Raw genomic sequence first — 22701 nt, forward strand, 5'->3', positions numbered from 1 at the left:
GCAACAGGCACAGGCTCAGCCCCATGACCATGCTCCCCATCGTCGCGCATGCCTCGCCCGAAGACATCATCGCCTGGGCGCACGGACGGCCCGTCAGCGTGCGCCAGTTCCTGGCAGATGCGTCCGGCCTGGCCGATGCGCTGCCGGCAGGCAGGCACGTATTCAACGCCTGCACCGACCGCTACCACTTCACCGTCGGCCTGTGCGCCGCGCTGCTGGCGGGCAAGGCCACCCTGCTGCCGCCATCGCATACGCCGGAGATGGTGCGCCAGCTGGCCGACTTTGCCCCGGACGCTTTCTGCCTGCACGACCAGCCTGACGCGGCATTCGCCATGCCCGCCTTCCACTATCACGACGGCCTGCGCGGCGCGGCCACGGACGGGCCGGTCAAGATCCCGCGGATTGCCGCGACCCAGGTCATGGCGTACGTGTTCACGTCAGGCTCGACCGGCACGCCGGTGCCGCACCGCAAGACCTGGGGCGCGATGGCCCGGTGCGCGCAGGCCGCGGCACAGCGGCTAGGCCTGCTGGACGGGCGTGCCTGGACCGTGGTGGGCACGGTGCCGCCGCAGCATATGTTCGGGCTGGAGGCCACGGTCATGCTGGTGCTGCAGGGCCGCGCGGCCCTGGTGGCGGCCCCGGCCTTCTATCCTGCCGACGTGCGCGATGCCCTCGCCTCGGTGCCGGCCCCGCGTGCGCTGGTCAGCTCGCCCGTGCACCTGCGCACGCTGGTGCAGTCGGGCATGGCGATGCCGCCGGCAGACCTGGTGCTGTGCGCGACCGCCCCGCTTGGCCGCCAGCTGGCGGGCGAGACCGAAGCCCTGTTCGGCGCTCCGCTGTGCGAGATCTACGGCAGCACCGAGACCGGCCAGATCGCCACGCGCCGCACCGCGCAGGCCGATGCCTGGACACTGGTGCCGGGCGTGCGGCTGCAGGCACGCCAGGGCGCCGGCGGCGCCGACACCGAGACCTGGGCCGAAGGCGGCCATATCGAGCAGCCGGTGCCGCTGGGCGACGCCATCGCGCCGCTGGATGCCGGCCACTTCCTGCTCCATGGCCGCAAGGCCGACATGCTGAATATCGCCGGCAAGCGCACCTCGCTGGCTTACCTGAACCACCAGCTCACGGCCATCGACGGCGTGCGCGACGGTGCGTTCTTCATGCCCGATGATGCGCACGAAGGCGACACGCATGGCCACGTGGTGCGGCTGGTGGCGGTGGCAGTGGCGCCAGGCGTTGCACCGGCGCAGCTGCAGCAGGCGCTGCGCGCGCGCATCGACCCGGCCTTCCTGCCACGCCCGCTGCTCTTTGCCGACAGCCTGCCGCGCAATGCCGCCGGCAAGCTGCCGCGCGAAGCCCTGGCGGCGCTGGTCGCAAGGCTTGCCGGGGCGCACCACGGCGATAGCGTGGCAAGGCCCGGCTTTGTCATCGACGCCGATCACCCGGCCATCGCCGGCCACTTTCCCGGCCATCCGATCGTGCCGGGGGTGGTGCTGCTGGACCACGCGGTGCTGGCACTCGGCGCTGCAATGGGCCGCCGCCTTGCCGTCACCGAGGCCGGCACCATCAAATTCCTGAGCCCCGTGATCCCGGGCGAGCGCGTTGAGATCCTCCACCAGGCCGACGCAGCGGCCGATGGCGGCGAGAGTATCCGCTTCACGCTGCGCAGCGCCGGTCGCGATGTCGCCAGCGGCACGCTGCAGGTGCGCGGCGCCGCGCCGCAAGCGGGGGCATCGGCATGCTGAGCTGGCTGTGGAAGCGGCAGTCGCCGCTGGAATCCGAATGGTCGCGCCGCCAGGAGCGCGGCAGCATCACGCTGCTGCGCGTCATGACGTGGATCTCGCTGGCACTGGGCCGCCCCGTCGGGCGCGTGGTGCTGCGGGGGATTGCGGCGTACTTCATGCTGTTCGCGCCGGCGGCACGCCATGCCTCGCGCGCCTACATGGACCGCGCCCTCGGGCGCGAGGCCAACTGGGTCGATGGCTACCGGCATGTGTTCACCTTCGCCTCGACCATCCATGACCGCATCTACCTGCTCAACGGCCGCTTCGACCTGTTCGATATCCGCCTGCACGGAGAAGAGCAGCTGGAAGCCGCGATGGCGCGCGGCCGCGGCGCAATCCTGCTGGGTGCGCACCTGGGCAGCTTCGAGGTGGTGCGCGCGCTCGGGCGGCGGCACCCGGACATGGAAGTCGCGATCACCATGTACGAGGAAAACGCGCACAAGCTCAACGATGTACTGCAGTCGATCAACCCGGCGATGCGCCAGGACGTGATCGCGCTGGGCCGCTTCGACACCATGCTGCGGGTGCGCGACTACCTTGACCGCGGCTACATGATCGGCATGCTGGCCGACCGCACGCTGTCGCAGCGCGCCACCGACCCGGTGCAGCAGTGCAGCTTCCTCGGCACGCCGACCGGCCTTCCGACCGGCCCGCTGCGCATGGCGGCGATGCTGCGCCGGCCGGTGTTCTTCATCACCGGCCTGTACCGCGGCGGCAACCGCTACGATGTGCACTTCGTGCCGCTGGCCGACTTCACCGGAACCGCACGCGGCCAGCGCGAGGCAGCCGTGCAGACCGCGCTGACGGAATACGTGCGTTTGCTAGAGCAGTTCTGCCGCAGCGCCCCGTACAACTGGTTCAACTTCTACGATTTCTGGCACGCCGGCCCGCCGCTGTCTGAACAGCCGCCGCCGGGCAACGAGCCATGACCCGCGAGCCCTGAGCAGCCCCTGATGCCCCTTTCCAGACGCCCTTTCCGCTTCCTGCTGTCGATGCTGCTGGCCAGCGCCATGCTTGCGCTGGCCACGCCGTCCGGCGCCGCCACATTTGGCGTCGACCAGCTGATGTCCACCCTGGCGCAACGCAAGTCAGGGCGCGTGCTGTTCACCGAGACCAAGTACATGGCGATAGTCGACAAGCCGGTGCAGTCGACCGGCGAACTGCTGTTCACGGCGCCCGACCACCTGGAGAAGCGCACACTGTCGCCCAAGGCCGAGAACCTGGTGCTCGACGGCGACATGCTGACGGTCGAGCGCAACGGCAAGCGCTACACCATGCCGCTGCAGAACTACCCCGAGCTAGCCGCCTTTATCGAGAGCATCCGCGGCACGCTGGCAGGCAACCGCCAGACACTTGAGCGCTACTACAAGCTCGGCCTGGAAGGCCGCGCCAGCCGCTGGACGCTGACGCTGACCCCGGCGGACTCGCGCATGGCCGCGGTGGTCAGCCAGGTGCGCATCGACGGGAGCCAGGATGCGCTCGACCGCGTCGAAATCCGGCAGGCCGACGGCGACCGCTCGGTGATGAAGATCCGACCTGCCGGCCGCCCATGAGCGCAGCGCCGCCCGCAACGATGCGCCCGGCGATGCGCCGGCTCGCGCTGGCGCTGTGGATCTTCGCCATACTTGCCTGCGCGGCTGTGATCAGCCGCACCACCTTCACGGCCGACCTCTCGGCCTTCCTGCCGCGGCTGCCCAGCGCCGAGCAGCAATTGCTGGTGAACCAGCTGCGCGACGGGCTGGTATCGCGCCTGGTCCTGGTCGGGATCGAAGGCGGCGATGCCGATGGCCGGGCCGCGGTATCGCGTGCCATGGCGGCGCAGCTGCGCGGCGACCCGCGCTTCACGGCGATCCAGAACGGCGAGCCGGTCAACCAGGATGCAGACCGCCAATACGTGTTTGCGCACCGCTACCTGCTCAGCCCCGCGGTCACGCCGGAGCGCTTCAGTGAACGCGGCCTGGCGCAGGCGCTGAATGAATCGTTCGAGCTGCTGGCCTCGTCCGCCGGGCTCTTCACCAAGTCGCTGCTGCCGCGCGATCCCACCGGCGAAGTGGCCGCGATGCTGGCACAGCTGGATGCCGGGCAGCGCGTGCCCATGCACGCCGGCGCCTGGGCGTCGCGCGACGGCAAGCGCGCGGTGCTGCTGGCGCAGACCGCCGCCGCGGGGTCTGACACGGATGCGCAGGCACAAGCCATCGGGGCCGTGCGCGAGGCGTTTGCCAAGGCTGCGACGGCTGGCAAGTACCAGCTGGCGATGACCGGGCCGGGCGTGTTTTCCGTCAATGCACGCGACACCATCCGCCATGATGTGGAGCGCCTGTCGACCATCGGCGTGGCCATCATCGTCACGCTGCTGCTGCTGGTCTACCGCTCGGTGCCGCTGCTGGTGCTGGGGCTGGTGCCGGTACTGAGCGGCGCGCTGGCGGGCATTGCCGCGGTCAGCCTGGGCTTCGGCGGCTCGGTGCACGGACTGACGCTGGGCTTCGGCACCACGCTGATCGGCGAGGCGGTCGACTATTCGATCTACCTGTTCGTACAGTCCGCGCAGTACACGCGCGACGGCCGGCGCGACGAGCGCGCCTGGCTGGGCGGCTTCTGGCCGACGGTGCGCCTGGGCGTGCTGATCTCGGTCTGCGGCTTTGCCTCGCTGCTGCTGTCGGGCTTTCCGGGGCTGGCGCAGCTGGGGCTGTATTCGATTGCCGGGCTGGCGACCGCGGCACTGGTGACGCGCTTCGTGCTGCCGCAGCTGGTGCCGGCCACGCTGCACCTGCGCGACGTGGCGCCGCTGGGCCGCCGGCTGCAGTGGCTGGCGGCGCGCGCGCACCGGCTGCGCTGGCTGGTGCTCGCGCTGGTGGTGGCAGCCGGCACGGTGCTGGCCATGCACCGCGGCACGCTGTGGGGCCGCGAGCTGCAGGCGCTGAGCCCGGTGTCGGCCAGCGACCAGGCCCTCGATACCAGGTTGCGCGAGGATCTTGGCGCGCCCGACGTGCGCTACCTGGTGGTGCTGTCCGGGCCGGACCAGGAATCCGTGCTGCAGGGCGCGGAGCGCGTGGCCCGTGAACTGGACCCGCTGGTGGCGCAGAATTTCATCGGCGGCTACGAGAGCCCGGCGCGCTACCTGCCCAGCGCGGCAACCCAGCGCGAGCGCCAGGCCAGCCTGCCGCCGCCCGACGAGCTGGCGCAGCGACTGGGCGCCGCCATCGCCACGCAGCCGGTGCGCGCGTCACTGTTCGCGCCTTTCCTGGCGCAGGCCGAGGCGGCGCGCACCGGTGCGCTGCTGCGGCGCGAGGACTTGCGCGGCACCTCCATGGCGCTGGCTGTCGATGCGTTGCTGGCGCAGCGCGACGGGCGCTGGAGCGCCACGCTGCCGCTGCGCGCACCGGCCCAACAAAGTACCGGCGCGGCCGACGGCATCGACACCAGCGCAGTGCGGGCCGCGGTCGCGCGGGCCGGCGTCGCTGACACGCTGTTCGTCGACCTCAAGGGCGAATCCGACCGCCTCTACACCGGCTACCTGCGCGAGGCCTTGCTGCTGTCGCTGGCCGGCCTGCTGGCGATCATCGTGCTGCTGGCCGTGGCGCTGCGCTCGGCACGGCGCGTCGTGGCCACGGTGCTGCCGCTGGCCGCGGCGGCGCTGGTGGTGCTGGGCGGGCTGGCAGCGCTCGGCCAGCCGCTGACGCTGCTGCACCTGGTGGGCCTGCTGCTGCTGATGGCCGTGGGTTCCAATTACGCGCTATTCTTCAACGGCCCCGCGGCGGGCAGCCAGGTGGCGGGCGCTTCACCGCATACACTGGTATCGCTGCTGCTGGCCAACCTGACCACGGTGGCCGCCTTCGGCCTGCTGGCGCTGTCGAGCCTGCCGCTGCTCAAGGCCTTCGGCCTGACGGTAGGTCCGGGGGCCGTGCTGGCCCTGTGGTTTTCGGCGATACTGGCGCGCCGTTCGGCGCCAGACACAGCCAAGAGTGCAACATGAATTCGTATCCCGCACCGCGCGTAGCCTTGCGCGGCACCTCTTACAGCCGCCCCTGGCGCCCCACCCCGCTGCTTTACGGCGCCGCCGCCGTGCACCTGGGTGCCGCCGGCGCAATGCTGGCGCACCCTGAGGCCATGGGCATGGCGCTGGCCGGCGTTGGCGCCGCCCATGCGGCAATGTGCGCCGCCGGCCTGTGGCCGCGCAGCCACTGGCTTGGCCCCAACCTGCTGCGCCTGCCGCCCTCTGCCGATGATTGCGTGGCTCTGACGTTCGACGACGGCCCCAACCCGGCGTTGACGCCGCGCGTGCTCGACATGCTGGACCAGCACGGCGCGCGCGCGACCTTCTTCTGCGTCGGCGCGCGCGCCGCGGCGCATCCGGAACTGGTGCGCGAGATCGTCCGCCGCGGCCACGCCGTGGAAAACCACAGCATGTACCACCGGCTGCACTTCTCGGTGTTCGGTCCCGGGCGCATGCTGCGCGACATCGGTGCCGCGCAACAGGTGCTGACCGACCTCACCGGCCAGGCGCCGCGCTTCTTCCGCGCGCCAGCGGGGCTACGCAATCCCTTCCTTGAGCCGGTGCTGTGCCGGCTCGGGCTTCGGCTTGCGGCCTGGACCCGGCGCGGCTTCGATACCCGCTGCGGCGACCAGGCGGGGCGCGTGGCGCAGCGCCTCACCGGCAAGCTCGCCGGGCGCGACATCCTGCTGCTGCACGACGGCAATCCCGGCACCGATGCCGCCGGCAATGCACATTGCACCACCGTGCTGCCGGGCCTGCTCGCTGCCATCGAACGCGCCGGCCTGCGCTGCGTCACGCTGCGCGCGGCCGTGCCGACAGCCTGAGTGAGCGGCGGCTTGTTACAATTGGCACAGCCTTCCGAGATTCCTTCCATTCGTTCCCCCGAAGCCGTGTCCCCGCTCCTGTTCTCGCATTTCACGGCCACCAGCTGCCTGGGCGCCGGTGTAGACGCCACCCTGTCGGCACTGCGTGCGCAGCGCGGCGGCCTGGCGCCCTGCCGCTTCGGCGGTGTCGAGCTCGATACCTTCGTCGGCGAAGTCCCCGGCCTGGACACCGTGGCACTGCCGCCCGCACTGGCCGAATTCGACTGCCGCAACAACCGGCTGGCGCAACTGGCGCTGGAGCAGGACGGCTTTGCCGCGCGCGTGCGCGAAGCGGCGGCGCGCTACGGCGCCCACCGGGTCGGCGTCTTCCTGGGCACCAGCACCGCGGGCGTGCTGCAGACGGAACTGGCCTATCGCCAGCGCGATCCTGCCAGCGGCGCGCTGCCGCCGGGCTTCCATTACGCCACCACCCACAACCCCTACTCGCTGCCCGCCTTCCTGCGCCAATACCTGGGGCTGGCCGGTCCGGCGGCTGCGGTGTCCTCGGCCTGTTCATCCGGCGCCAAGGTGTTCAGTTCGGCACGGCGCATGCTGGAGGCAGGGCTGATCGATGTGGCCGTGGTCGGCGGCGTCGATTCGCTGTGCCACACCACGCTGTACGGCTTCAATTCGCTGGAGCTGTTGTCCGACCAGCCGTGCCGGCCCTATGACGTGGCGCGCAATGGCATCTCGATCGGCGAGGGGGCGGCATTCGGCCTGCTCGAGCGCGTGGCCGGCACCGCGCAAGGCGATGCCATCCTGCTGGCCGGGATCGGCGAATCGAGCGATGCGCACCATATGTCGACCCCGCACCCCGATGGGCTGGGCGCGCGCCTGGCGCTAGAGCAGGCACTGGCCAGCGCTGGAGTCGCGCCGGCACAGGTCGGCTACGTCAACCTGCATGGCACCGCCACGCGCAGCAACGACGCGGCCGAGGCGATGGCCATGGCCGCGGTGCTGCCCGGCACGCCGTGCAGTTCCACCAAGGGCGCCACCGGGCATGCGCTGGGCGCCGCCGGCGCGCTCGAAGCCGTCATTTGCGCGCTGGCGCTGCGCCACGGCCTGGTGCCCGGCGGCATCAACACCACGCAGGTGGATCCGGCGCTGGACGTGAACTACCAGCTCGCCAACCGCGAGGCACCGCTGCGCTATGCGATGACCAATGCCTTCGGCTTCGGCGGATCCAACTGCAGCCTGCTGTTCGCCCGCGCGGACGCAGCTTCCCACTGAGCATCGCCATGCCGCAGCACGTGTATATCGAAAGCATCGGCCTGCTCGGCCCCGGCCTGACCGGCTGGCAGCAGGCCAGCGAAGTCCTTGCCGGCCGCGTGCCGTATGCGCACGCGCCCACCGAACTGCCGCCACCCGCGGGCCTGCCGCCGGCCGAGCGCCGCCGCACCGGCCCGACCGTACGGCTGGCGCTTGGTGTCGGCCAGCAGGCCGTCGCCGCAAGCGACTGCGAAGCCGCGCAGCTGCCGACGATCTTTGCCTCGTCCAGCAGCGACGGCTTCAACTTCCATGCGATCTGCGAAGCGCTGGCCGAGCCCGAGCCGCTGATGTCGCCCACGCGCTTCCACAACTCCGTGCACAACGCTACCGCCGGCTACTGGTCGATCGCCGCAGGCGCGATGCGCACCTCCAATGTGCTGTGCGCCATGGATGGCAGTGGCAGCGCAGGCTTGCTCGAATGCGTGCTGCAGGCCGCCGCCGATGCCGAGCCCTGCCTGCTGATCGCTTATGACACCGGCTATCCCGAGCCGCTGCACAGCCACCGCCCGATCCCCGATCCCTTCGGCGTGGCCCTGCTGGTCACGCCGCGGCAGACCGCGCGTTCGCTCGCGCGCATCGGCGTGGCGCTGAAGCAGGCCCCCGCCACGGTGATGCCGGACGCCGCGCTGGAAGCTCTGCGCACGTCGGCGCCGGCCGCACGCATGCTGCCGCTGCTGGCGGCCATCGCCCGCGGCGAGGCCACCACCGTGGTGCTCGACTACCTGGATACGCTGCAGCTTGCAGCCGAGGTGGAAAGCCTCGGCGGCCAGGCGGATGGCTGAGCTGCTGAAAGACCGCGACTGGATCGCGGCACGCATTCCGCACCAGGGCACGATGTGCCTGCTCGACGGCGTGCTGGCCTGGGATGCGGCATCGGTTCGCTGCACGTCCGCCACGCATACGCGCGCGGACAACCCGCTGCGCGCGCAGGGCCGGCTGGCCGCGGTCAGCGGGATTGAATACGCGGCACAGGCAATGGCCGTGCACGGCGCATTGCTGGCGGAAGCGGAATCAGGAATGGGCGCACAGCGCCCGCGCTCGGGCTACCTGGCCAGCGTGCGCAAGCTGGTGCTGCATGTGGAGCGGCTCGACGATATCGACGCGCCGCTGCAGGTCGAAGCGCAACGCATCAGCGGTGAAGGCAACAGCGTGCTGTATGCCTTCACTGTCAGCGCCGCGGGCCAGGCACTGCTGTCAGGCCGCGCGGCGGTCATCCTGGATGCCGCCGCAGTTGGCCAAAGCGCCAACCACAGCGCCGGCTGAAGCGCTTCAGCGCGCCGGCAGGATCTTGCCCGACACCGCGCCGAAGCCGACGCGATAGCCTTCGCCCTGGCAGTAGCCGGTCATGATCACGTCGTCGCCATCCTCCAGGAAGGCTCGGCGGCTGCCGTCGGCCAGCGTCACCGGCTCGGCGCCGTTGCGGGTCATTTCCAGCAGGCTGCCGTAGGAGTCCGGCGTCGTGCCGCTGATCGTGCCCGAGCCCATCAGGTCGCCCACGCGCACATTGCAGCCCGACACCGTGTGGTGGGCCAGCTGCTGCGCCATGGTCCAGTACATCGCCTTGAAGTTGGTGCGGCAGATGGTGCTGGGTGCCGCTGCGCCCTGCGGCTGCAGCGCGACTTCGAGGGCGATGTCGTAGGCATTCTTGTCCTGCTGCTGCAGGTACGGCAGCGGCTGCGGCGACTGCTCGGGGTTGTCGCGGCGGAACGGCTCGAGCGCTTCCATGGTCACCACCCACGGCGAGATCGAGGTGCCGAAGCCCTTGCTGTTGAACGGCCCCAGCGGCACGTATTCCCACTGCTGGATATCGCGCGCGCTCCAGTCATTGAGCAGCACCATGCCGAACATATGCGCCGGCGCATCGGCGGTGCTGACGGGCTCGCCCAGCGCCGATTCCTTGCCGACGATAAAGCCCATCTCCAGTTCAAAGTCCAGCTTGCGGCAGGCGCTGAAGATCGGGCGTGCCTCGTTCGGCAGCTTGATCTGGCCGTTGGGACGATGCAGCGGCGTGCCGCTCACCACCACCGAGCTGGCACGGCCGTTGTAGCCGATGGGGATTTCCAGCCAGTTCGGCAGCAGCGCGTTGTCCGGGTCGCGGAACATGCGGCCGACGTTGGTGGCGTGCTCCTTGGACGAATAGAAGTCCGTGTAGCCCGGGATCTCCACCGGCAGGTGCAGCGTTGCGGCCGACATCGGCACCAGCGCCTGGTCGCGCAGGGCGGCGTTGTCGCGCAGCGCGGCGTCATCGCCGGACAGCAGCGCGCCCAGGCGCTTGCGGGTTTCGCTCCACACCGGCTTGCCCAGGGCGATAAAGCGGTTCAGGCTGGCTGCGGCGAACGTACCCTTGGCGGCGGCGGGCAGCAGGCCGGCTTCATCGAGCGCTGCGAGGTCGAGCACCTGGTCGCCGATGGCGACGCCGATGCGCGGGAACTGGCCCTTGGTCGAGAACACGCCGTACGGCAGGTTCTGCAGCGGGAAATGGGTCTGGCCGTCGTTGGCGGAGGCGATCCAGCTGGTTTGGGGGGCGGTCATGGGGTTACTCCGAACATTTTAGGTGGCACTTGTCGCGTGCCGTGACTCGTCATGCTTGACGAGCGCCTGCCCTCTCCCCCGGCCCCTCTCCCGCAAGCGGGAGAGCGGAGAAAACCGGGCGGGCGATCAAGCGCCCGGGATTAGCGAACCTTTGGGTTGAAATGCTTCTTCAGGCCCTGCCAGCAGGTGTAGTAGTCCTGCTGCAGCGAGGCCGACTGCGCGGCATACGGCGTCGGGCGGATCACGCCCGGGGTCTCGAACATGAAGGCCATGGTGTCCTCGATGCGGTGCGGCTTCGAGGTATCGGCGGCGCTGGCCTTCTCGAAGGTTTCCGCATCCGGGCCGTGGCCGCTCATGCAGTTGTGCAGGCTGGCGCCGCCAGGGGCAAAGCCTTCGGCCTTGGCGTCGTAGACGCCGGTGATCAGGCCCATGAACTCGCTGGCGATATTGCGGTGAAACCAGGGCGGGCGGAACGAGTCCTGCATCGCCAGCCAGCGCGGCCCGAAGATGACGAAGTCGATGGTGTCCACGCCCGGCGTGGCCGACGGCGACTGCAGCACCAGGAAGATCGACGGATCCGGGTGGTCGAAGCTGATCGAACCGATGGTATTGAAGCGGCGCAGGTCGTACTTGTACGGGGTGTAGTTGCCATGCCAGGCCACCACGTCCAGCGGCGAGTGGCCGATCCCGGCGCGCCACAGGTTGCCCTGGAACTTGGCCACCAGCTCGAAATCACCCTCGCGGTCTTCATAGCTGGCAACCGGCGACAGGAAGTCGCGCGGGTTGGCCAGGCCGTTGGAGCCGATCACGCCCAGGTCGGGCAGCTGGAACAAGGCGCCGTAGTTTTCGCAGATATAGCCGCGCGCCTCGCCGTCGGGCAGCTCCACGCGGAAGCGCACGCCGCGCGGGATCACCACGATCTCCTGCGGCTCCACTTCCAGCCGGCCCAGCTCGGTCACCATCAGCAGGCGGCCCTGCTGCGGCACGATCAGCATCTCGCCGTCGGCGTTGTAGAAGAAGCGGTCCTGCATCGACTGGTTGGCCAGGTACAGGTGGATGCCGCAGCCGGTCATGGCCTCGGGGCCGCCATTGCCGGCCATGGTGACGATGCCGTCGACAAAGTCGGTCGGCACCGACGGCATTGCCGGCGGGCTCCAGCGCATCTGGTTGGGCGACGGCGGCACCTGGTCGAAACGGCTCAGGAAACGCGACTGCTCGATCTGCGTGAACGGCGTATGCATCGAGGCCGGGCGGATGCGGTACAGCCACGAGCGCCGGTTGTGCGCGCGCGGCGCGGTGAAGGCCGTGCCGGACAGCTGCTCGGCATACAGGCCGTAGGGCGCGCGCTGGGGCGAGTTCTGGCCCACGGGCAGCGCACCGGGCAGCGCCTCGGTGGCGAATTCATTGGCGAAGCCGGACATATAGCCGTGCTCGGCGAGCTGGGTGTGCGTGAGTGTCATGGTGTCGTCAGCGTTCCTGGGTCTCGGTCCATTTGGCGCTGCGCTGGCGCCTGGCGGCCTCTTGCTGGGAGTGCCTGCCGGTCCGTATTCCGCCTCTGCGTGGTGCACGGGGCAAGAATTACGTAATGCGTAATGAATTTACCATATCGTAATAGCCAAGCTCGGACGTGTCAAACGGCACCGCTGGCGCATGCGCCGGACGCCGCTTGCATTGCAGTTGTAGGTGGGAAACGGGAAAAGCGGGAAAAAACCAGGAAGCGCCGGGATGCGCGCGTCGACGCCTGCACGGCGGCAGTTGCTCACGCAGCGGGGGAAAACCAGGAAATGCGGGAAAGCGCCGAAGCAGGCAGCCAGGCCTGCGGCGTCATCCACGCCAGGCGTCGCGAACGGCGCTCAGGACGGTAGCAACCGGCGCGGTGCGGAAAGCCCCGCGCCGGTTGTCATGGGGTGGCCTGGAGGCCAGCTGCCGGTGCCGGCGCGTTGCGAACGCGGCCGGCCAGGCGGCGGCCGGTCAGACCGGCTTGTGGCCCTCTCCGGTCCCGGAGCCGAAACCGCCTCCGGAAGCCGGCGCCGCGGCCGGCGCGGCCGTGCTTCCGGCGGCCGGCTGGCCTGCCATCGAAGCTGCCGTCACGCCGCCATTGCGGCTGGCAATAAATGCGTTGACGTCTGCAGCAAGATGCTGCGGGGCCAGCACGACTTCCAGGCCCAGCGCCTCGCAGGCAGCCAGGAACGTCGACATGCGGGGATCGGCCTGACCCGACTCCGCCCGCAGGTAGGCTTCCCGGGAAATCCCCGCTTTACGGGCGACGTCCTCCTGCTTGAGCTTGCGCGCGCGACGCAACGCCCGCAGTTGCCGGAACGGTTCGCTAGCGCCTCTTGGCACGGCTGTACTGTTCATGTCGGTCTCCAGTCACCAGTGAAAAAAAGTGCGCGGACGTGCATTCGAGTATAGAGCACGCAAAGCGTTCCGTATGTAACCGCAGAAACACTTTGTGCAGATTTCTTAGAAGTCCGCAATCCCGTCCTGACATCGGCCGATTGCCGAACATCAAAGAGCCGGATCGTGCACAACAACGCTGCACCGCCCAGTCTCTAACGGGCCTTGGCGGTTTGCGTTGACGTCACATGCATATCCATATGACGTTATGGCCTCCCGGACACAAGTGCGCAAGTCGGGGCAAATACCATGCATCTGGTTTCGTTGACAAACCGACCGGTCGTGCTATTCTCCACGCCATGCAGAAAGGACAACTCACCCGCAACGCCATCGTCGAACAGGCACTGGACACCGCTGCCAAGGTCGGCTTCGAACAATTGTCGCTGGCCACGCTGGCCGCGGACACCAATATGTCGAAGAGCGGCCTGTATGCACACTTCAAGTCCAAGGAGGTGTTGCAGCAGGCAGTGCTGGACCTGGCCGTTGAGCGCTTCGGCGAGATCGTGATCCGGCCGGCGATGCGCCAGCCGCGCGGCATGCCACGGCTGCAGGGGCTGTTCGAAGGCTACCTGGAATGGCTGGGCGGCACGGTGACGCAGGGACGTTGCCTGTTCACGGCGCTGGGCCAGGAATACCGCGACCGGCCGGGCTCGATCCGCGACCTGGTAGTGCAGTCGCTGAAGGACTGGCACAGCACGGTTGCGCGCGTGGTGGGCGACGCCATCGATGAGGGCCATTTCGGGCCGGATACTGACCCGCGGCAATTTGCTTTCGAACTCTCGGGTATCGGCATGGCCTTCCAGCAGTCGTTCAAGCTGCTTGGCCGCGACGATGCCGAGACCATGGCGCGGCGCGCATTTGCGGCTCTGGTGGCCCGTGCCGCCGAAGGCGCCCGCGGCCACTGAACCACACATTGGCGCCGGCGCTATCCCGCCGGCAGGCAGCAACCGCTCCGGCGGGCTTTTTTTGTACCGAAAAAAGCACGACTGGTCGGTCGTAACAACAGCACGGAAGCCGCCGGCGGGGCCGGTGCCGATGATGCCGTGCAATCCAGAATCCATTGGAGGTGCAGGTCGTGACGCAAGCAGTCTCTTCTCCTTCCCCGGTTTCCTCATCCCCCGCCGCCGCGCCCCTGCCCGCGCGCGCCGGCAATGCGCCGCTGCGCACCGGCAAGTCCGGCGCGGTGGAGCGGGCCTTGCAGGGCTGGCAGCGGTTGCGCTGGCAGGCGGGCAGCATGGTCAGGCCCGGCGCGACAGCGCGGGCGCTGGAGCACATCTGGTTCAAGCCGCCGCGCGCCGCCGCCACATCGGCAGCACGGCGCCAGCTGGACAGTGCGCGCGCCGACTGGGCGCTGGTGACGGGCCAGGGCCCGAGCCGGCGCGTGCGCGTCTATCGCTGGGGCAGGTCCGGCCCGGTGGTGCTGCTCGCGCACGGCTGGGGCGGACATGCCGGCCAGTGGCATGCGGTTGTCGAGGGCCTGCTGGCCGCCGGCATGCGCGTGGTGGCCTTCGATGCGCTCTCGCACGGCGCCTCCGACGCCGGCGCGCGCGGCGCGGCGCAGACCTCGGTGCTGGAAATGTCGCGCTCGCTGCTCGCCGCGGCCTGGCACGCGGGGCCGGTGCACGCCGTGGTGGCGCATTCGCTCGGCGGCGCGGCCACCGCGCTGGCACTGCGCGAGGGCCTGCCCGCCCGCGCCGCCGTGCTGGTCGGATCGCCGGCCGACATGCACGCCGCGTGTGCGTCGCTGGCCTGGCAAATGGGCTTCACGCCCGGCGTGCTGGCACGCATGCAGCGCCAGAGCGAGCGCTGGCTGGGACTGCCATGGTCGGCTTTCAACGTGCCCGACGTCGGCCGCACCCGGCCGGTCCCGCCAACGCTGGTGATCCATGACCGCGACGACAAGGAAGTGCGCTGGGAAGATGGCGCCGCCATCGCCGGCGCCTGGCCCGGCGCGCAACTGGTCACGACCAGCGGCCTGGGGCATCGCCGCATCCTGCAGGATCCCGGCGTGATCCGGCACATCGCCGATTTCATCCGGCCCGGCTCAGCCCCCGCGCGCGCGGCAATCCCGCCAGCGTTGCACGGGCTGGCCGTCGACTGAACCTGGAGACCATCATGTTCCTGGTGAGCAATGACATGACCGCCACCCTGCCCGCACGCAGTTCGCTGCGGCTGGTGGCGGGCCCCGGCGAACACGTCGCCGTGCGCTGCACGGAAGGCGAACTCTGGCTGATCCGCGACGGCGACCCGAAGGATACGGCGCTGACGGCGAGCGAGAGCTTTACGTTGTCCGACAGCGGCCATATCGAGCTGTATGCCGTCACCACGGCATCGCTGCACGTAACGCGCTGCCGGCAAGGCGCCGGGCCTGCGGCGAGCGCCTGGCGGCAATGGCTGCGGCGCTTGCTGGCGCCGCCTGGGCGCGGCTATACCGGCGCAGGCCGATGATGCGGGCGGGGCTGAACGCCGCCTCGCCCTGCCAGCCCTGACGCGGATGCGCGGTCGTGGTTGGGTGCAACTTTTGGCGGTTAATTGCGTTTTTATATGAAAAGCAGCCCCTTGCGGGGCACGTGCCTCAGATACGCAAGACAGCCAGCAGCCCGCGTGCGATCGCCTGCAGCCAGCCACGCCGCCAGGTCAGCGTGAACGACACCGCCAACGCTCCCGCCATCATTGCCAGCGCCCACAGCAGCACGCCAAAGCCGGTGCGGTTGCCCGCCAGCGCGGCCACGGCGCCAAGCGCCACCAGCGCCCAGGCCGCGCAGCGCAGCCGCCGCCGGCCACTGGCGGGCAGGTCCGCGCCCTGCCCCGACAACTCGGTCCAGTGCCGCTCCGTGGCGCAGGCAAACAGCACGAAAGCGCTGTACGCGCACAGCGCCAGGCCCAGCAGCAGCAAGTGTTCAAGCGTGATTGGCACGGTCCATCTCCTCTAGCGCCTGGCTGCTGGCAGCAGCGGTCCGGGCCTGGCGTGCCGCGTCGACGCGCCGCAGCCGTCGCGCCGACGCCAGCGCCAGCCCACCGGTCAGCAGCAGCACGATGTCGACGCCGGCCACGGCAAGGTGGCCGCGCGCCAGCGCCAGCGGCAACCAGTCGCCGGTGCTCAGGCCGTTGAGCACCGGCGCCGCCAGCGCCAGCGCGGCGATCGCCAGGCATTGCTGGCGCCATGGCACCAGCGTGCGGCTGCCCGGACGCATCGCCACGCGCGCATGGATCGCGGTGGCCAGCCACACCAGGAAGAACAGCCCGGCCTCGATAAACTCGCGCGACGGCAGCGTCATCGGCAGCAGCCGGTTGGCCACCATCATCGCCAGCGTGGCGATGACCAGGCCCGTGGTGGTACCCGCGGTGACCGCGGCCGCCAGCCGCACGCCCTTTTCGCCGTGGCGCGCATGGCGCTTGTCGAGCCAGTACAACTGCCCGGTAGCGATCAGCACGCACCCCGCCAGCCCGGCCAGGAAATACAGCCAGCGCAGCGGCCAGTGATCGAACGCGATGAAGTGCATGCCGGTCAGGAAGCGCTGCGTGGTCGCAGCGGGCTGCAACGGCACGTGATGCAGCAACGCACCGGTGGCGCCGTCGAAGTAGGCGGCGTCGTCGGCCAGGCTGACGCGGTCGCCCACCGAGCGGCTGACCTTGACCACGGCGTTGGCATCGCCGGGGTTCCATACCCGGATCGCGGCCGGCGCCGCCCCGCCCCAGCGTGCGCGCGCGGTCTCGACCATCGGCCCCAGCGCGGCCATCGGTGCCGCCACCCCGGCGGGCGGGCGCGAGTAGCCGGACAAGGCCTGGTCGTAGAAGGTGTTCGGCTGCTGGTACAACGCGCTGATGCCGGCCGGCATCAGGATCATGTAGACAATGCAGATCCCGGAGAACGTGATCACCGCATGGAACGGCAGCGCCAGCACGCCGGTCAGGTTGTGCAGGTCCAGCAGGCTGCGCTGCAGCTGCTTGCGCGGCCGGAACGTGAAGAAGTCGCGGAAGATGCGGACGTGGATGATCACCCCCGACACGATCGCCGCCAGCATCGCCATCGCCGCCAGGCCCACCAGCCAGTAGCCGATGTTCCAGGCACGCAGGTGCAGGTTGTAGTGCAGCGGATAGAAGAACGACGACGCGCCCAAAGTGCCCACGTCAGGCAGCAGCTCGCCGCTGCGCGGATCGGCCAGGCGGATCTGCCCGCCCGCGGCGGCATGGCGCACGCGCGCGATCATCACCGGGGTGCGCTGCTCGGGCAGCATGACCGCCCATTCGCGCAGCGGCTTGCCGCGCGCCAGCGCCGCAACGGCGCGCGGCACCACGGTGTCGATGTCGATCGTGGGCGGCGCTGCGTCCAGGCGCGTGGCCGGCATCATCCAGCGGTCGACCTCGCGGTCGAACACCGCCACCGAGCCCATGAAGAACGCCACCATCAGCACACCGCCGAGCAGTACGCCAATCCAGGTGTGCGCCCAGGTCATGGCCTGGCGCAGGCCGCCGGCATGTGCATCGGCCTTCTGTGTGCGGGCCTTGCTATTTCGTGCGGGTCGCGTCATGCCAGCTTCTCCCCCAGCCACCACGCCACGCCGGCACCGATGGCCGCGCCGGCCACCAGCACCAGCCACACGCGCAGCAGGTGCCGCGTGACCAGCGCCCACAGCGACATCATCGGAAACAGGAGGAAGGCCAGCATCGAAAACCAGAGCACGGCCTCGCTGCGGGCCAGGCCCAGGCGCCAGCCGAGCGCGGCGCCGCCGGCGGTGATGCCCCAGACAAAGGCATAGCTGCCCGCCAGCGCGGCCAGCGCGCGGGCAGTCATGGCCAGCGCGGGCGGGAAGGCGCGGCGCGATGGCAGGGATGAGGGACTGTCGTTCATTGGAATTCTTGGCAACGCGCGGCCGGCGTGGTGGTGCAATGGCATCGCACCACCACGAAGGCCGCTGCGCTCACATCTTCATGCGCACGGTGAACATGGCCGCGCGCGGCTGGCCCCAGATGTTGCCTTCGCGCGGGTTGTTGATCCGTGAGTAGTAGCTGCGGTCGAACAGGTTGGTCAGGTTCAGGTCCGCCGACACGTGCTTGTTGAAGTCGTAGCCGATCGCCGCATCGAACGTCGCATAGCCGCCGCGGCGCAGCGTGACCGCACCAATCGGCGCGGGGAACAGCGCGGTGTTCTGCACATGGCTGACCGCGGTCATGCCGCCACCGATGCGCCAGCGGTTGAAATCGCCGGGCAGGCGGTACATCGTCCACAGCTTGAACAGGTGCTTGGGCGCAATCGCCGAGAACGGCGTGTTGACCTGGCCGGTGCGGTTCCGCAGGTCCTGCGTGACGTTGAACGTATAGCCGGCGTAGATGGTCCAGCTCGGCGTGATGCGGCCGCTGGCTTCCAGCTCGAAGCCCTGGCTCTTGGTCTCGCCCTGCGACACGAAGAACGGATTGCTCGGGTTGGTCGTGTTGATATTGTCAAGCGTGGCGCGGCCGGTCTCGCGTACCTCGAACAGTGCCAGCGAGGTGTTCAGCGCGCCCTCGAAAAATTCTCCCTTGACGCCGACCTCGTACTGCTTGCCCTTGATCGGATCGACCAGGTTGCCGCTGGCGGTCAGGTACTCATCCTGCGGCTGGAAGATCTCGGCATAGCTCGCGTAGGCCGACCAGTGCTCGGTGAAGTCGTAGATCAGCCCGGCGAACGGCGTGAACTTGGCGTTGATGTCGTCGCCCCTAGTCACGCTGGTGGTCGACGTGTACTGGCGCGCGCTGATGTCCCACCAGCTCAGCCGTCCGCCCAGCACCAGCGTCACCGGATCCGCCAGCGAGAAGCGCGCGTCGCCGTAGACGCCGTACTGCCTGGTCGTGGTGGTGATGCCTGTGCCATTGGGGGTGAAGGTTGGCTTGGCGAAGTCGCTGCGCGGGTTGAAGATGTTCACGACCTGCGAGAACGGCGAAATGGTATACCGGGGGTCGCGCCGTTCCGAATCGGAAAAATTGAAGCCGACCAGCGCCTTGTGCCGGCGCCCGAACAGCGAGAACGGCCCGTTGGCATAGAGGTCGAAGCTGGTCTGCTCCTGCGTGTAGGTCTGCTTGGCCGCGAACAGCGTGGTCGTGTTCACGCCCGGGATCACCGGCGTATAGGCATAGGCCTGCTCGCGGTTCAGGCGGTTGTTCAGGTAGCGCAGCGCACCCTTGACCTGCCAGCCGCTGTCGAACTTGTGCTCCAGCTCGGCGAAGGCCGAGGTGGTATAGAAGTGGTCGCGGTTCCAGTCCGCACCCAGGTAAGTCGAGCGCGGCACGTCGAGCAGGCTGGCCTGGCGCGTGACCGGGTTGTAGTAAGCGGGCAGCGTCCACGGCTGGCGGCCTTCCGAATCCTGGTAGCTCGCGCCGACCGTCACCAGCGTGCTGGGCGTGATGTCGTACTCGATCACGCCATAGAGCGCACTGGTGCGCATATTGGTCTTGTCGATGAACGAGTCCTTGTCCTGGAACGCGCCGGTGATGCGCGCGCGCAGCGTGCCGTCGGCATTGAGCGCGCCACCGGCATCCACCTCGGCGCGGTAGTTGTTCCACGATCCCACCGACAGCGCGCCGCCGACCTGGGTTTCTCGCGTCGGGCGCTTGCGCACCAGGTTGATCGCGCCGCCGGTCTTGCCCGCCCCGGCGAGCAGGCCCGACGGCCCCTTCAGCACTTCCACCCGCTCGATCATCGACAGGTCCGGCTGCACGGTGTTGCGCCAGTCATACTTGGTCGGCACGCCGTCCAGCATGAAGGTGTCGATCTCCAGCCCGCGCGAATAATAGATCGAACGCTCCTGGTCACGCTTCTCGACGAACACGCCGGTGGCCTGCATCATCGCGTCTTCCAGCGTGGTCAGGTTCTGCTCGCGGATGCGCTCGGCGTTGACCACGGTGACCGATTGCGGCACCTCGCGCGCGGTCAGCGGCACCTTGCTGCCAGCGGTAGTGGGCGGGTTGATGGGGTTTTCGCGGGCGCCGTTGACTGTCACCGCCGGCAGCGAAGCCTCCGGTTGCCGGGCGGTTCTGCCCGCGGGGGCCGGCTGCTCTGCCTGCGTTGCCGCCGATGCCGAACCTGTCGCGTTTTCCTGTCCGAAAGCCGACGCGCTGACCATCAGGCCAACAGCGGCCGGGATCCAGCGCATGGCGGTGCGGCACTGCACGGAGCCATGCCGTGTTGCCCGCGCGCGTTCGGTCGCGCGTCTGTTGCTGTGTTTCATTGCCTTCTTACTCCCCTGCTCGGTTGTGAAAATCCAGGCCGTGGGACCCGGCTGGCCGCCTGGTCGCGGCCGCCGGTCCTCATGTTGCTTTGTATGGGCGATACCTCAGTGCGTGCCGGCGTGCGCGACGCGCGCGGGGCGGCTGCGAGGCGGCTCGGCCTCCATGGCGCACGCCACACCCGCGCGGTTGCCCAGCACGGCGGCCGCAATCTCTTGCGCGCGCACCGCCAGCACCGACAGCAACGTGTCCGACAAGCCGTGCGTCGCTTCGCAGCAGCCCTGCAGGAATACGCCCGCCTGGCAGCCCGGCGCCATCTGCAGCCGGTAGTCGCGGTCGGCCTGGAAGCCCTTGGCGTCGTCCAGGTAGGACGCCAGCGGCGCCAGCAGCGACTGGTGCAGCTCGCGCCGGTAGCCCGTGGCGAGGATGACCGCGTCATAGCGCTGCAACTGATGCGCGCCATCGTCACGCCGCGCAATGTCCAGCCGCACGCCGTCGGCATCGGCCTCGGCATGGCGGGCCTCGCTTCCGGCCAGGAGCCGGTGGCGCACCTTGCCGGTGACCTTCTGCTGGTACAGCACCTCGTAAATGGCTTCGATCAGGTCGGTATCGACCACTGCGTAGTTGGTGTTGCCGAACTCGCGCAGCAGCTGCTCGCGCTCGGTCGTTGCCCGCGAGAACAGGTAGTCGATATAGCGCGGATTGAAGATCTCGTTGACAAAGGGGCTGTCGTCGGCCGGCTTGAGCGCCGGCGCACGGCTGACCAGGTCGACCGCAATGCCGCCTTCGCGGCCATGCAGGTCCAGGAAAATCTCGGCGGCGCTCTGGCCCGAACCGATCACTGCCACGCGCCGCACGGGCGCGGTGCGTTCCAGGCGCTCCAGCGACTCGAGGTACGAGGACGAATGGAACACCCGCGGCTGGCCGCGCAGCGGCACGAAGGCGTCCGGAATGCTGGGCGCGCCGCCGACGCTGACCACCACGTTGCGCGCGCGGCGCTCGGTCAGCGCCCCTTGCGCCGTGCGCGAGGTCACGCGCAGGCAGGCCAGCTCGCCATTGCCCCCGGCGGGCTCGGGCGCGACCGAGACCACTTCCTCGCCGTAGTGGCAGGCGTCGGCAAAATCGCCCGCCACCCAGGACAGGTAGTCGTTGAACTCGTAGCGGCTGGGATAGAAGGTGCGGGTGTTGATGAAGTCCAGCAGCCGCTCGCGCTCGTGCAGGTAGTTGATGAAGGTATAGCGGCTGGCCGGATTGCGCATCGTGACCAGGTCCTTCAGGAACGAGATCTGCATGCGGCAGTTGTCGAGCAGCATATTGCCGTGCCAGACGAAGCCCGGCTTCTTCTCGATAAAGCCGAAGCGGAACGGCGCCTGCTGCGGCAGCATCTCGCGCAGGGCCACTGCCAGCGCGAGGTTGGAAGGGCCGAAGCCGATGCCCAGCAGGTCGAGCACGGGCCCTGCACCGGCATCGGTGCCGTGGGCGGCGAAGTTGGAAGCGGAATAGAGCATGGTCTCTCCTTGCGCGGCTGGCTCAGGCCGCCAGCGCGGTCGGTTCTGCACTGGACAGCTGCGCCTGCCCGTCTTCCTGCGGCACCCACAGGCGCTCGCCGAAGAAGCGTTCGCGCAGCAGCATGACCAGCATGGCGCGCTTGTGCGGGAAGTCGAAGGCCTTGACCTTGGCAAACCCGGAACGGTCCAGGTTGCGGATCTGCTGCACGTGGTCGATGCGCGGCTCGCCCACGATGCGCTGCGTGCGCGGGTCATCCAGGAACATGTAGTGCATCAGCGACGGCAGCCAGGCGCTGATATAAGCCTTGCCACGGATCTCGCCGTCGCCGATCAGCACATGCCAGCCGCGGTCAAAGTCGCCGGCGTCGTAGTACGGGCCGATGCGGTTCTCCTTGGCCCAGTACACCTCGAAGTACGCGAACGGCTTGCCGTCCAGGCAGCCGATCAGCGGGATGGTGTGCGGGTCGGCCAGCTGCGCCGACAGGTAATCGCGATGCTTTGCCAGATCGCCTTCTTCCTCCCAGAACGCCGCCACGCGCGGATCGTTCATCCAGCCGTGGAAGCACGCCAGGTCGGCATCGAGATCGGCCACCCGCATCGAGAACACCTGGCCGAGCCACGGGATATGGCGTGCATAGACCTGGCCCGACGGCTTGGGCGCGCGCAGCGGATGGCGCCGGCCCTGGGTCATCGCGTATTGCAGCGGATAGTCGCGGCCCGAGGTGCCGGTGTGCCACAGCGCCGGCAGTTGCCAGAGCTGCTCGACGCGCGTCACCAGCTCGCCGCCGGCCGCGCGCGTGGCGCTGCCCTCGCGCAGCATTGCGTTGGCGATGGCTTCGGGCAGGTCCAGCGCGATGGCCTGCGTCGCGGGGGCGCGCGCCAGCACCGCCTCGCAGGCGGCAAAAGTGGCGGCGCGCGCCAGCGGGTGGGCCGGGTCGGCGTCGGCAAGCGCCAGCCGCGGCTGGGTGCCGGGCGTGAACTGCCAGGCCTGCAGCGGCGTGCCATCCAGGCTTAGCTGCAGCGCGGAGCCTTGCCAGCGGCTCTGCAGCATGGGGATCGTCGCGGACAACCAGGGCTGGCTCGCGATCGCGTGGGTCATCAAAGGCGCGGCATTGCTTTGCATGTGAACTGACTCCCTGTCTTTGGTGGCG

The 22701-nt window shown here is 69.3% G+C and carries 20 protein-coding genes; 11 read left to right on the forward strand and 9 right to left on the reverse strand.

What is annotated here, in order from left to right:
• Positions 1-23: 23 nt before the first annotated feature.
• The 8 genes from AC3WLE_RS15150 to AC3WLE_RS15185 all read left to right on the forward strand — a co-directional run bounded on the left by AC3WLE_RS15150 (position 24) and on the right by AC3WLE_RS15185 (position 9173).
• Positions 24-1745 (forward strand): AMP-binding protein, encoded by a 1722-nt coding sequence (locus AC3WLE_RS15150; protein WP_492352188.1) that lies wholly within the window; start codon positions 24-26, stop codon positions 1743-1745.
• Positions 1739-2713 carry a lysophospholipid acyltransferase family protein gene (locus AC3WLE_RS15155; protein ID WP_492352187.1) on the forward strand — a complete coding sequence of 325 codons (975 nt, stop codon included), beginning with the start codon at positions 1739-1741 and terminating at the stop codon, positions 2711-2713. Before AC3WLE_RS15150 ends, AC3WLE_RS15155 begins: the two co-directional genes overlap by 7 nt.
• A gap of 24 nt (positions 2714-2737) precedes the next feature.
• A complete protein-coding gene (locus AC3WLE_RS15160) occupies positions 2738-3337 on the forward strand; it encodes a LolA-related protein (protein WP_492319590.1) in 600 nt (199 codons plus the stop codon).
• A 20-nt stretch (positions 3338-3357) separates the two neighbouring features.
• Positions 3358-5757 (forward strand): MMPL family transporter, encoded by a 2400-nt coding sequence (locus tag AC3WLE_RS15165; RefSeq protein WP_492356022.1) that lies wholly within the window; start codon positions 3358-3360, stop codon positions 5755-5757.
• Positions 5754-6602, forward strand: a complete 849-nt coding sequence (locus tag AC3WLE_RS15170; RefSeq protein ID WP_492356014.1) for a polysaccharide deacetylase family protein — start codon at positions 5754-5756, stop codon at positions 6600-6602. The genes AC3WLE_RS15165 and AC3WLE_RS15170 overlap by 4 nt, the downstream gene beginning before the upstream one ends.
• 66 nt (positions 6603-6668) lie before the next feature.
• The gene (locus AC3WLE_RS15175; RefSeq protein WP_492319588.1) at positions 6669-7871 is read left to right on the forward strand and encodes a beta-ketoacyl-[acyl-carrier-protein] synthase family protein; all 1203 of its coding nucleotides are present in this window, start codon (positions 6669-6671) and stop codon (positions 7869-7871) included.
• Between the two features lie 8 nt (positions 7872-7879).
• Positions 7880-8692, forward strand: coding sequence for a beta-ketoacyl synthase chain length factor (locus tag AC3WLE_RS15180; protein ID WP_492319587.1), 813 nt, complete (start codon positions 7880-7882; stop codon positions 8690-8692).
• Positions 8685-9173 (forward strand): hotdog family protein, encoded by a 489-nt coding sequence (locus AC3WLE_RS15185; protein ID WP_492319586.1) that lies wholly within the window; start codon positions 8685-8687, stop codon positions 9171-9173. Before AC3WLE_RS15180 ends, AC3WLE_RS15185 begins: the two co-directional genes overlap by 8 nt.
• 6 nt (positions 9174-9179) lie before the next feature.
• Here the strand turns inward: AC3WLE_RS15185 and fahA are convergent, their stop codons facing one another.
• The 3 genes from fahA to AC3WLE_RS15200 all read right to left on the reverse strand — a co-directional run bounded on the left by fahA (position 9180) and on the right by AC3WLE_RS15200 (position 12800).
• Positions 9180-10442, reverse strand: coding sequence for a fumarylacetoacetase (fahA, locus tag AC3WLE_RS15190; RefSeq protein ID WP_492356013.1), 1263 nt, complete (start codon positions 10440-10442; stop codon positions 9180-9182).
• 140 nt (positions 10443-10582) lie between these two features.
• Positions 10583-11902: a homogentisate 1,2-dioxygenase gene (gene hmgA, locus AC3WLE_RS15195; RefSeq protein ID WP_492319584.1), complete on the reverse strand. Its 1320-nt coding sequence runs from the start codon at positions 11900-11902 to the stop codon at positions 10583-10585.
• Positions 11903-12413: 511 nt separating this feature from the next.
• Positions 12414-12800, reverse strand: a complete 387-nt coding sequence (locus AC3WLE_RS15200) for a helix-turn-helix domain-containing protein (protein ID WP_011617393.1) — start codon at positions 12798-12800, stop codon at positions 12414-12416.
• Positions 12801-13138: 338 nt separating this feature from the next.
• Between AC3WLE_RS15200 and AC3WLE_RS15205 the strand changes: the two genes are divergently transcribed.
• From AC3WLE_RS15205 to AC3WLE_RS15215, 3 genes are all read left to right on the forward strand, one after another.
• Positions 13139-13744, forward strand: coding sequence for a TetR/AcrR family transcriptional regulator (locus tag AC3WLE_RS15205; RefSeq protein ID WP_041688140.1), 606 nt, complete (start codon positions 13139-13141; stop codon positions 13742-13744).
• Positions 13745-13914: 170 nt separating this feature from the next.
• Positions 13915-14940, forward strand: a complete 1026-nt coding sequence (locus tag AC3WLE_RS15210) for an alpha/beta fold hydrolase (RefSeq protein WP_492319583.1) — start codon at positions 13915-13917, stop codon at positions 14938-14940.
• A gap of 14 nt (positions 14941-14954) precedes the next feature.
• The gene (locus tag AC3WLE_RS15215; RefSeq protein ID WP_035826369.1) at positions 14955-15287 is read left to right on the forward strand and encodes a DUF2917 domain-containing protein; all 333 of its coding nucleotides are present in this window, start codon (positions 14955-14957) and stop codon (positions 15285-15287) included.
• A 127-nt stretch (positions 15288-15414) separates the two neighbouring features.
• Here the strand turns inward: AC3WLE_RS15215 and AC3WLE_RS15220 are convergent, their stop codons facing one another.
• The 6 genes from AC3WLE_RS15220 to AC3WLE_RS15245 all read right to left on the reverse strand — a co-directional run bounded on the left by AC3WLE_RS15220 (position 15415) and on the right by AC3WLE_RS15245 (position 22673).
• Positions 15415-15756 carry a DUF3325 domain-containing protein gene (locus AC3WLE_RS15220; protein ID WP_492356012.1) on the reverse strand — a complete coding sequence of 114 codons (342 nt, stop codon included), beginning with the start codon at positions 15754-15756 and terminating at the stop codon, positions 15415-15417.
• The gene (locus AC3WLE_RS15225) at positions 15740-17371 is read right to left on the reverse strand and encodes a PepSY-associated TM helix domain-containing protein (protein WP_492356011.1); all 1632 of its coding nucleotides are present in this window, start codon (positions 17369-17371) and stop codon (positions 15740-15742) included. The genes AC3WLE_RS15220 and AC3WLE_RS15225 overlap by 17 nt, the downstream gene beginning before the upstream one ends.
• Positions 17368-17691 (reverse strand): iron uptake protein, encoded by a 324-nt coding sequence (locus tag AC3WLE_RS15230; RefSeq protein WP_492319580.1) that lies wholly within the window; start codon positions 17689-17691, stop codon positions 17368-17370. The genes AC3WLE_RS15225 and AC3WLE_RS15230 overlap by 4 nt, the downstream gene beginning before the upstream one ends.
• A 70-nt stretch (positions 17692-17761) precedes the next feature.
• Positions 17762-19816 (reverse strand): TonB-dependent siderophore receptor, encoded by a 2055-nt coding sequence (locus AC3WLE_RS15235; RefSeq protein ID WP_492319579.1) that lies wholly within the window; start codon positions 19814-19816, stop codon positions 17762-17764.
• Between the two features lie 333 nt (positions 19817-20149).
• On the reverse strand, positions 20150-21550 hold the full coding sequence (locus AC3WLE_RS15240) for a lysine N(6)-hydroxylase/L-ornithine N(5)-oxygenase family protein (RefSeq protein WP_492319578.1): 1401 nt from the start codon (positions 21548-21550) through the stop codon (positions 20150-20152).
• A gap of 22 nt (positions 21551-21572) precedes the next feature.
• On the reverse strand, positions 21573-22673 hold the full coding sequence (locus AC3WLE_RS15245; protein ID WP_492319577.1) for a GNAT family N-acetyltransferase: 1101 nt from the start codon (positions 22671-22673) through the stop codon (positions 21573-21575).
• Between the last annotated feature and the right edge of the window lie 28 nt (positions 22674-22701).

This window comes from Cupriavidus sp. FW306-1B-F12B, assembly GCF_058781795.1.

Excerpts from the sequence above, each read along its gene's own strand:
- AC3WLE_RS15150 (WP_492352188.1), top strand. The coding sequence starts at position 24 with ATGACCATGCTCCCCATCGTCGCGCATGCCTCGCCCGAAGACATCATC.
- AC3WLE_RS15155 (WP_492352187.1), top strand. The coding sequence starts at position 1,739 with ATGCTGAGCTGGCTGTGGAAGCGGCAGTCGCCGCTGGAATCCGAATGG.
- AC3WLE_RS15160 (WP_492319590.1), top strand. The coding sequence starts at position 2,738 with ATGCCCCTTTCCAGACGCCCTTTCCGCTTCCTGCTGTCGATGCTGCTG.
- AC3WLE_RS15165 (WP_492356022.1), top strand. The coding sequence starts at position 3,358 with ATGCGCCCGGCGATGCGCCGGCTCGCGCTGGCGCTGTGGATCTTCGCC.
- AC3WLE_RS15170 (WP_492356014.1), top strand. The coding sequence starts at position 5,754 with ATGAATTCGTATCCCGCACCGCGCGTAGCCTTGCGCGGCACCTCTTAC.
- AC3WLE_RS15180 (WP_492319587.1), top strand. The coding sequence starts at position 7,880 with ATGCCGCAGCACGTGTATATCGAAAGCATCGGCCTGCTCGGCCCCGGC.
- AC3WLE_RS15185 (WP_492319586.1), top strand. The coding sequence starts at position 8,685 with ATGGCTGAGCTGCTGAAAGACCGCGACTGGATCGCGGCACGCATTCCG.
- fahA (WP_492356013.1), bottom strand. The coding sequence starts at position 10,442 with ATGACCGCCCCCCAAACCAGCTGGATCGCCTCCGCCAACGACGGCCAG.
- hmgA (WP_492319584.1), bottom strand. The coding sequence starts at position 11,902 with ATGACACTCACGCACACCCAGCTCGCCGAGCACGGCTATATGTCCGGC.
- AC3WLE_RS15200 (WP_011617393.1), bottom strand. The coding sequence starts at position 12,800 with ATGAACAGTACAGCCGTGCCAAGAGGCGCTAGCGAACCGTTCCGGCAA.
- AC3WLE_RS15205 (WP_041688140.1), top strand. The coding sequence starts at position 13,139 with ATGCAGAAAGGACAACTCACCCGCAACGCCATCGTCGAACAGGCACTG.
- AC3WLE_RS15215 (WP_035826369.1), top strand. The coding sequence starts at position 14,955 with ATGTTCCTGGTGAGCAATGACATGACCGCCACCCTGCCCGCACGCAGT.
- AC3WLE_RS15225 (WP_492356011.1), bottom strand. The coding sequence starts at position 17,371 with ATGACGCGACCCGCACGAAATAGCAAGGCCCGCACACAGAAGGCCGAT.
- AC3WLE_RS15230 (WP_492319580.1), bottom strand. The coding sequence starts at position 17,691 with ATGAACGACAGTCCCTCATCCCTGCCATCGCGCCGCGCCTTCCCGCCC.
- AC3WLE_RS15240 (WP_492319578.1), bottom strand. The coding sequence starts at position 21,550 with ATGCTCTATTCCGCTTCCAACTTCGCCGCCCACGGCACCGATGCCGGT.
- AC3WLE_RS15245 (WP_492319577.1), bottom strand. The coding sequence starts at position 22,673 with ATGCAAAGCAATGCCGCGCCTTTGATGACCCACGCGATCGCGAGCCAG.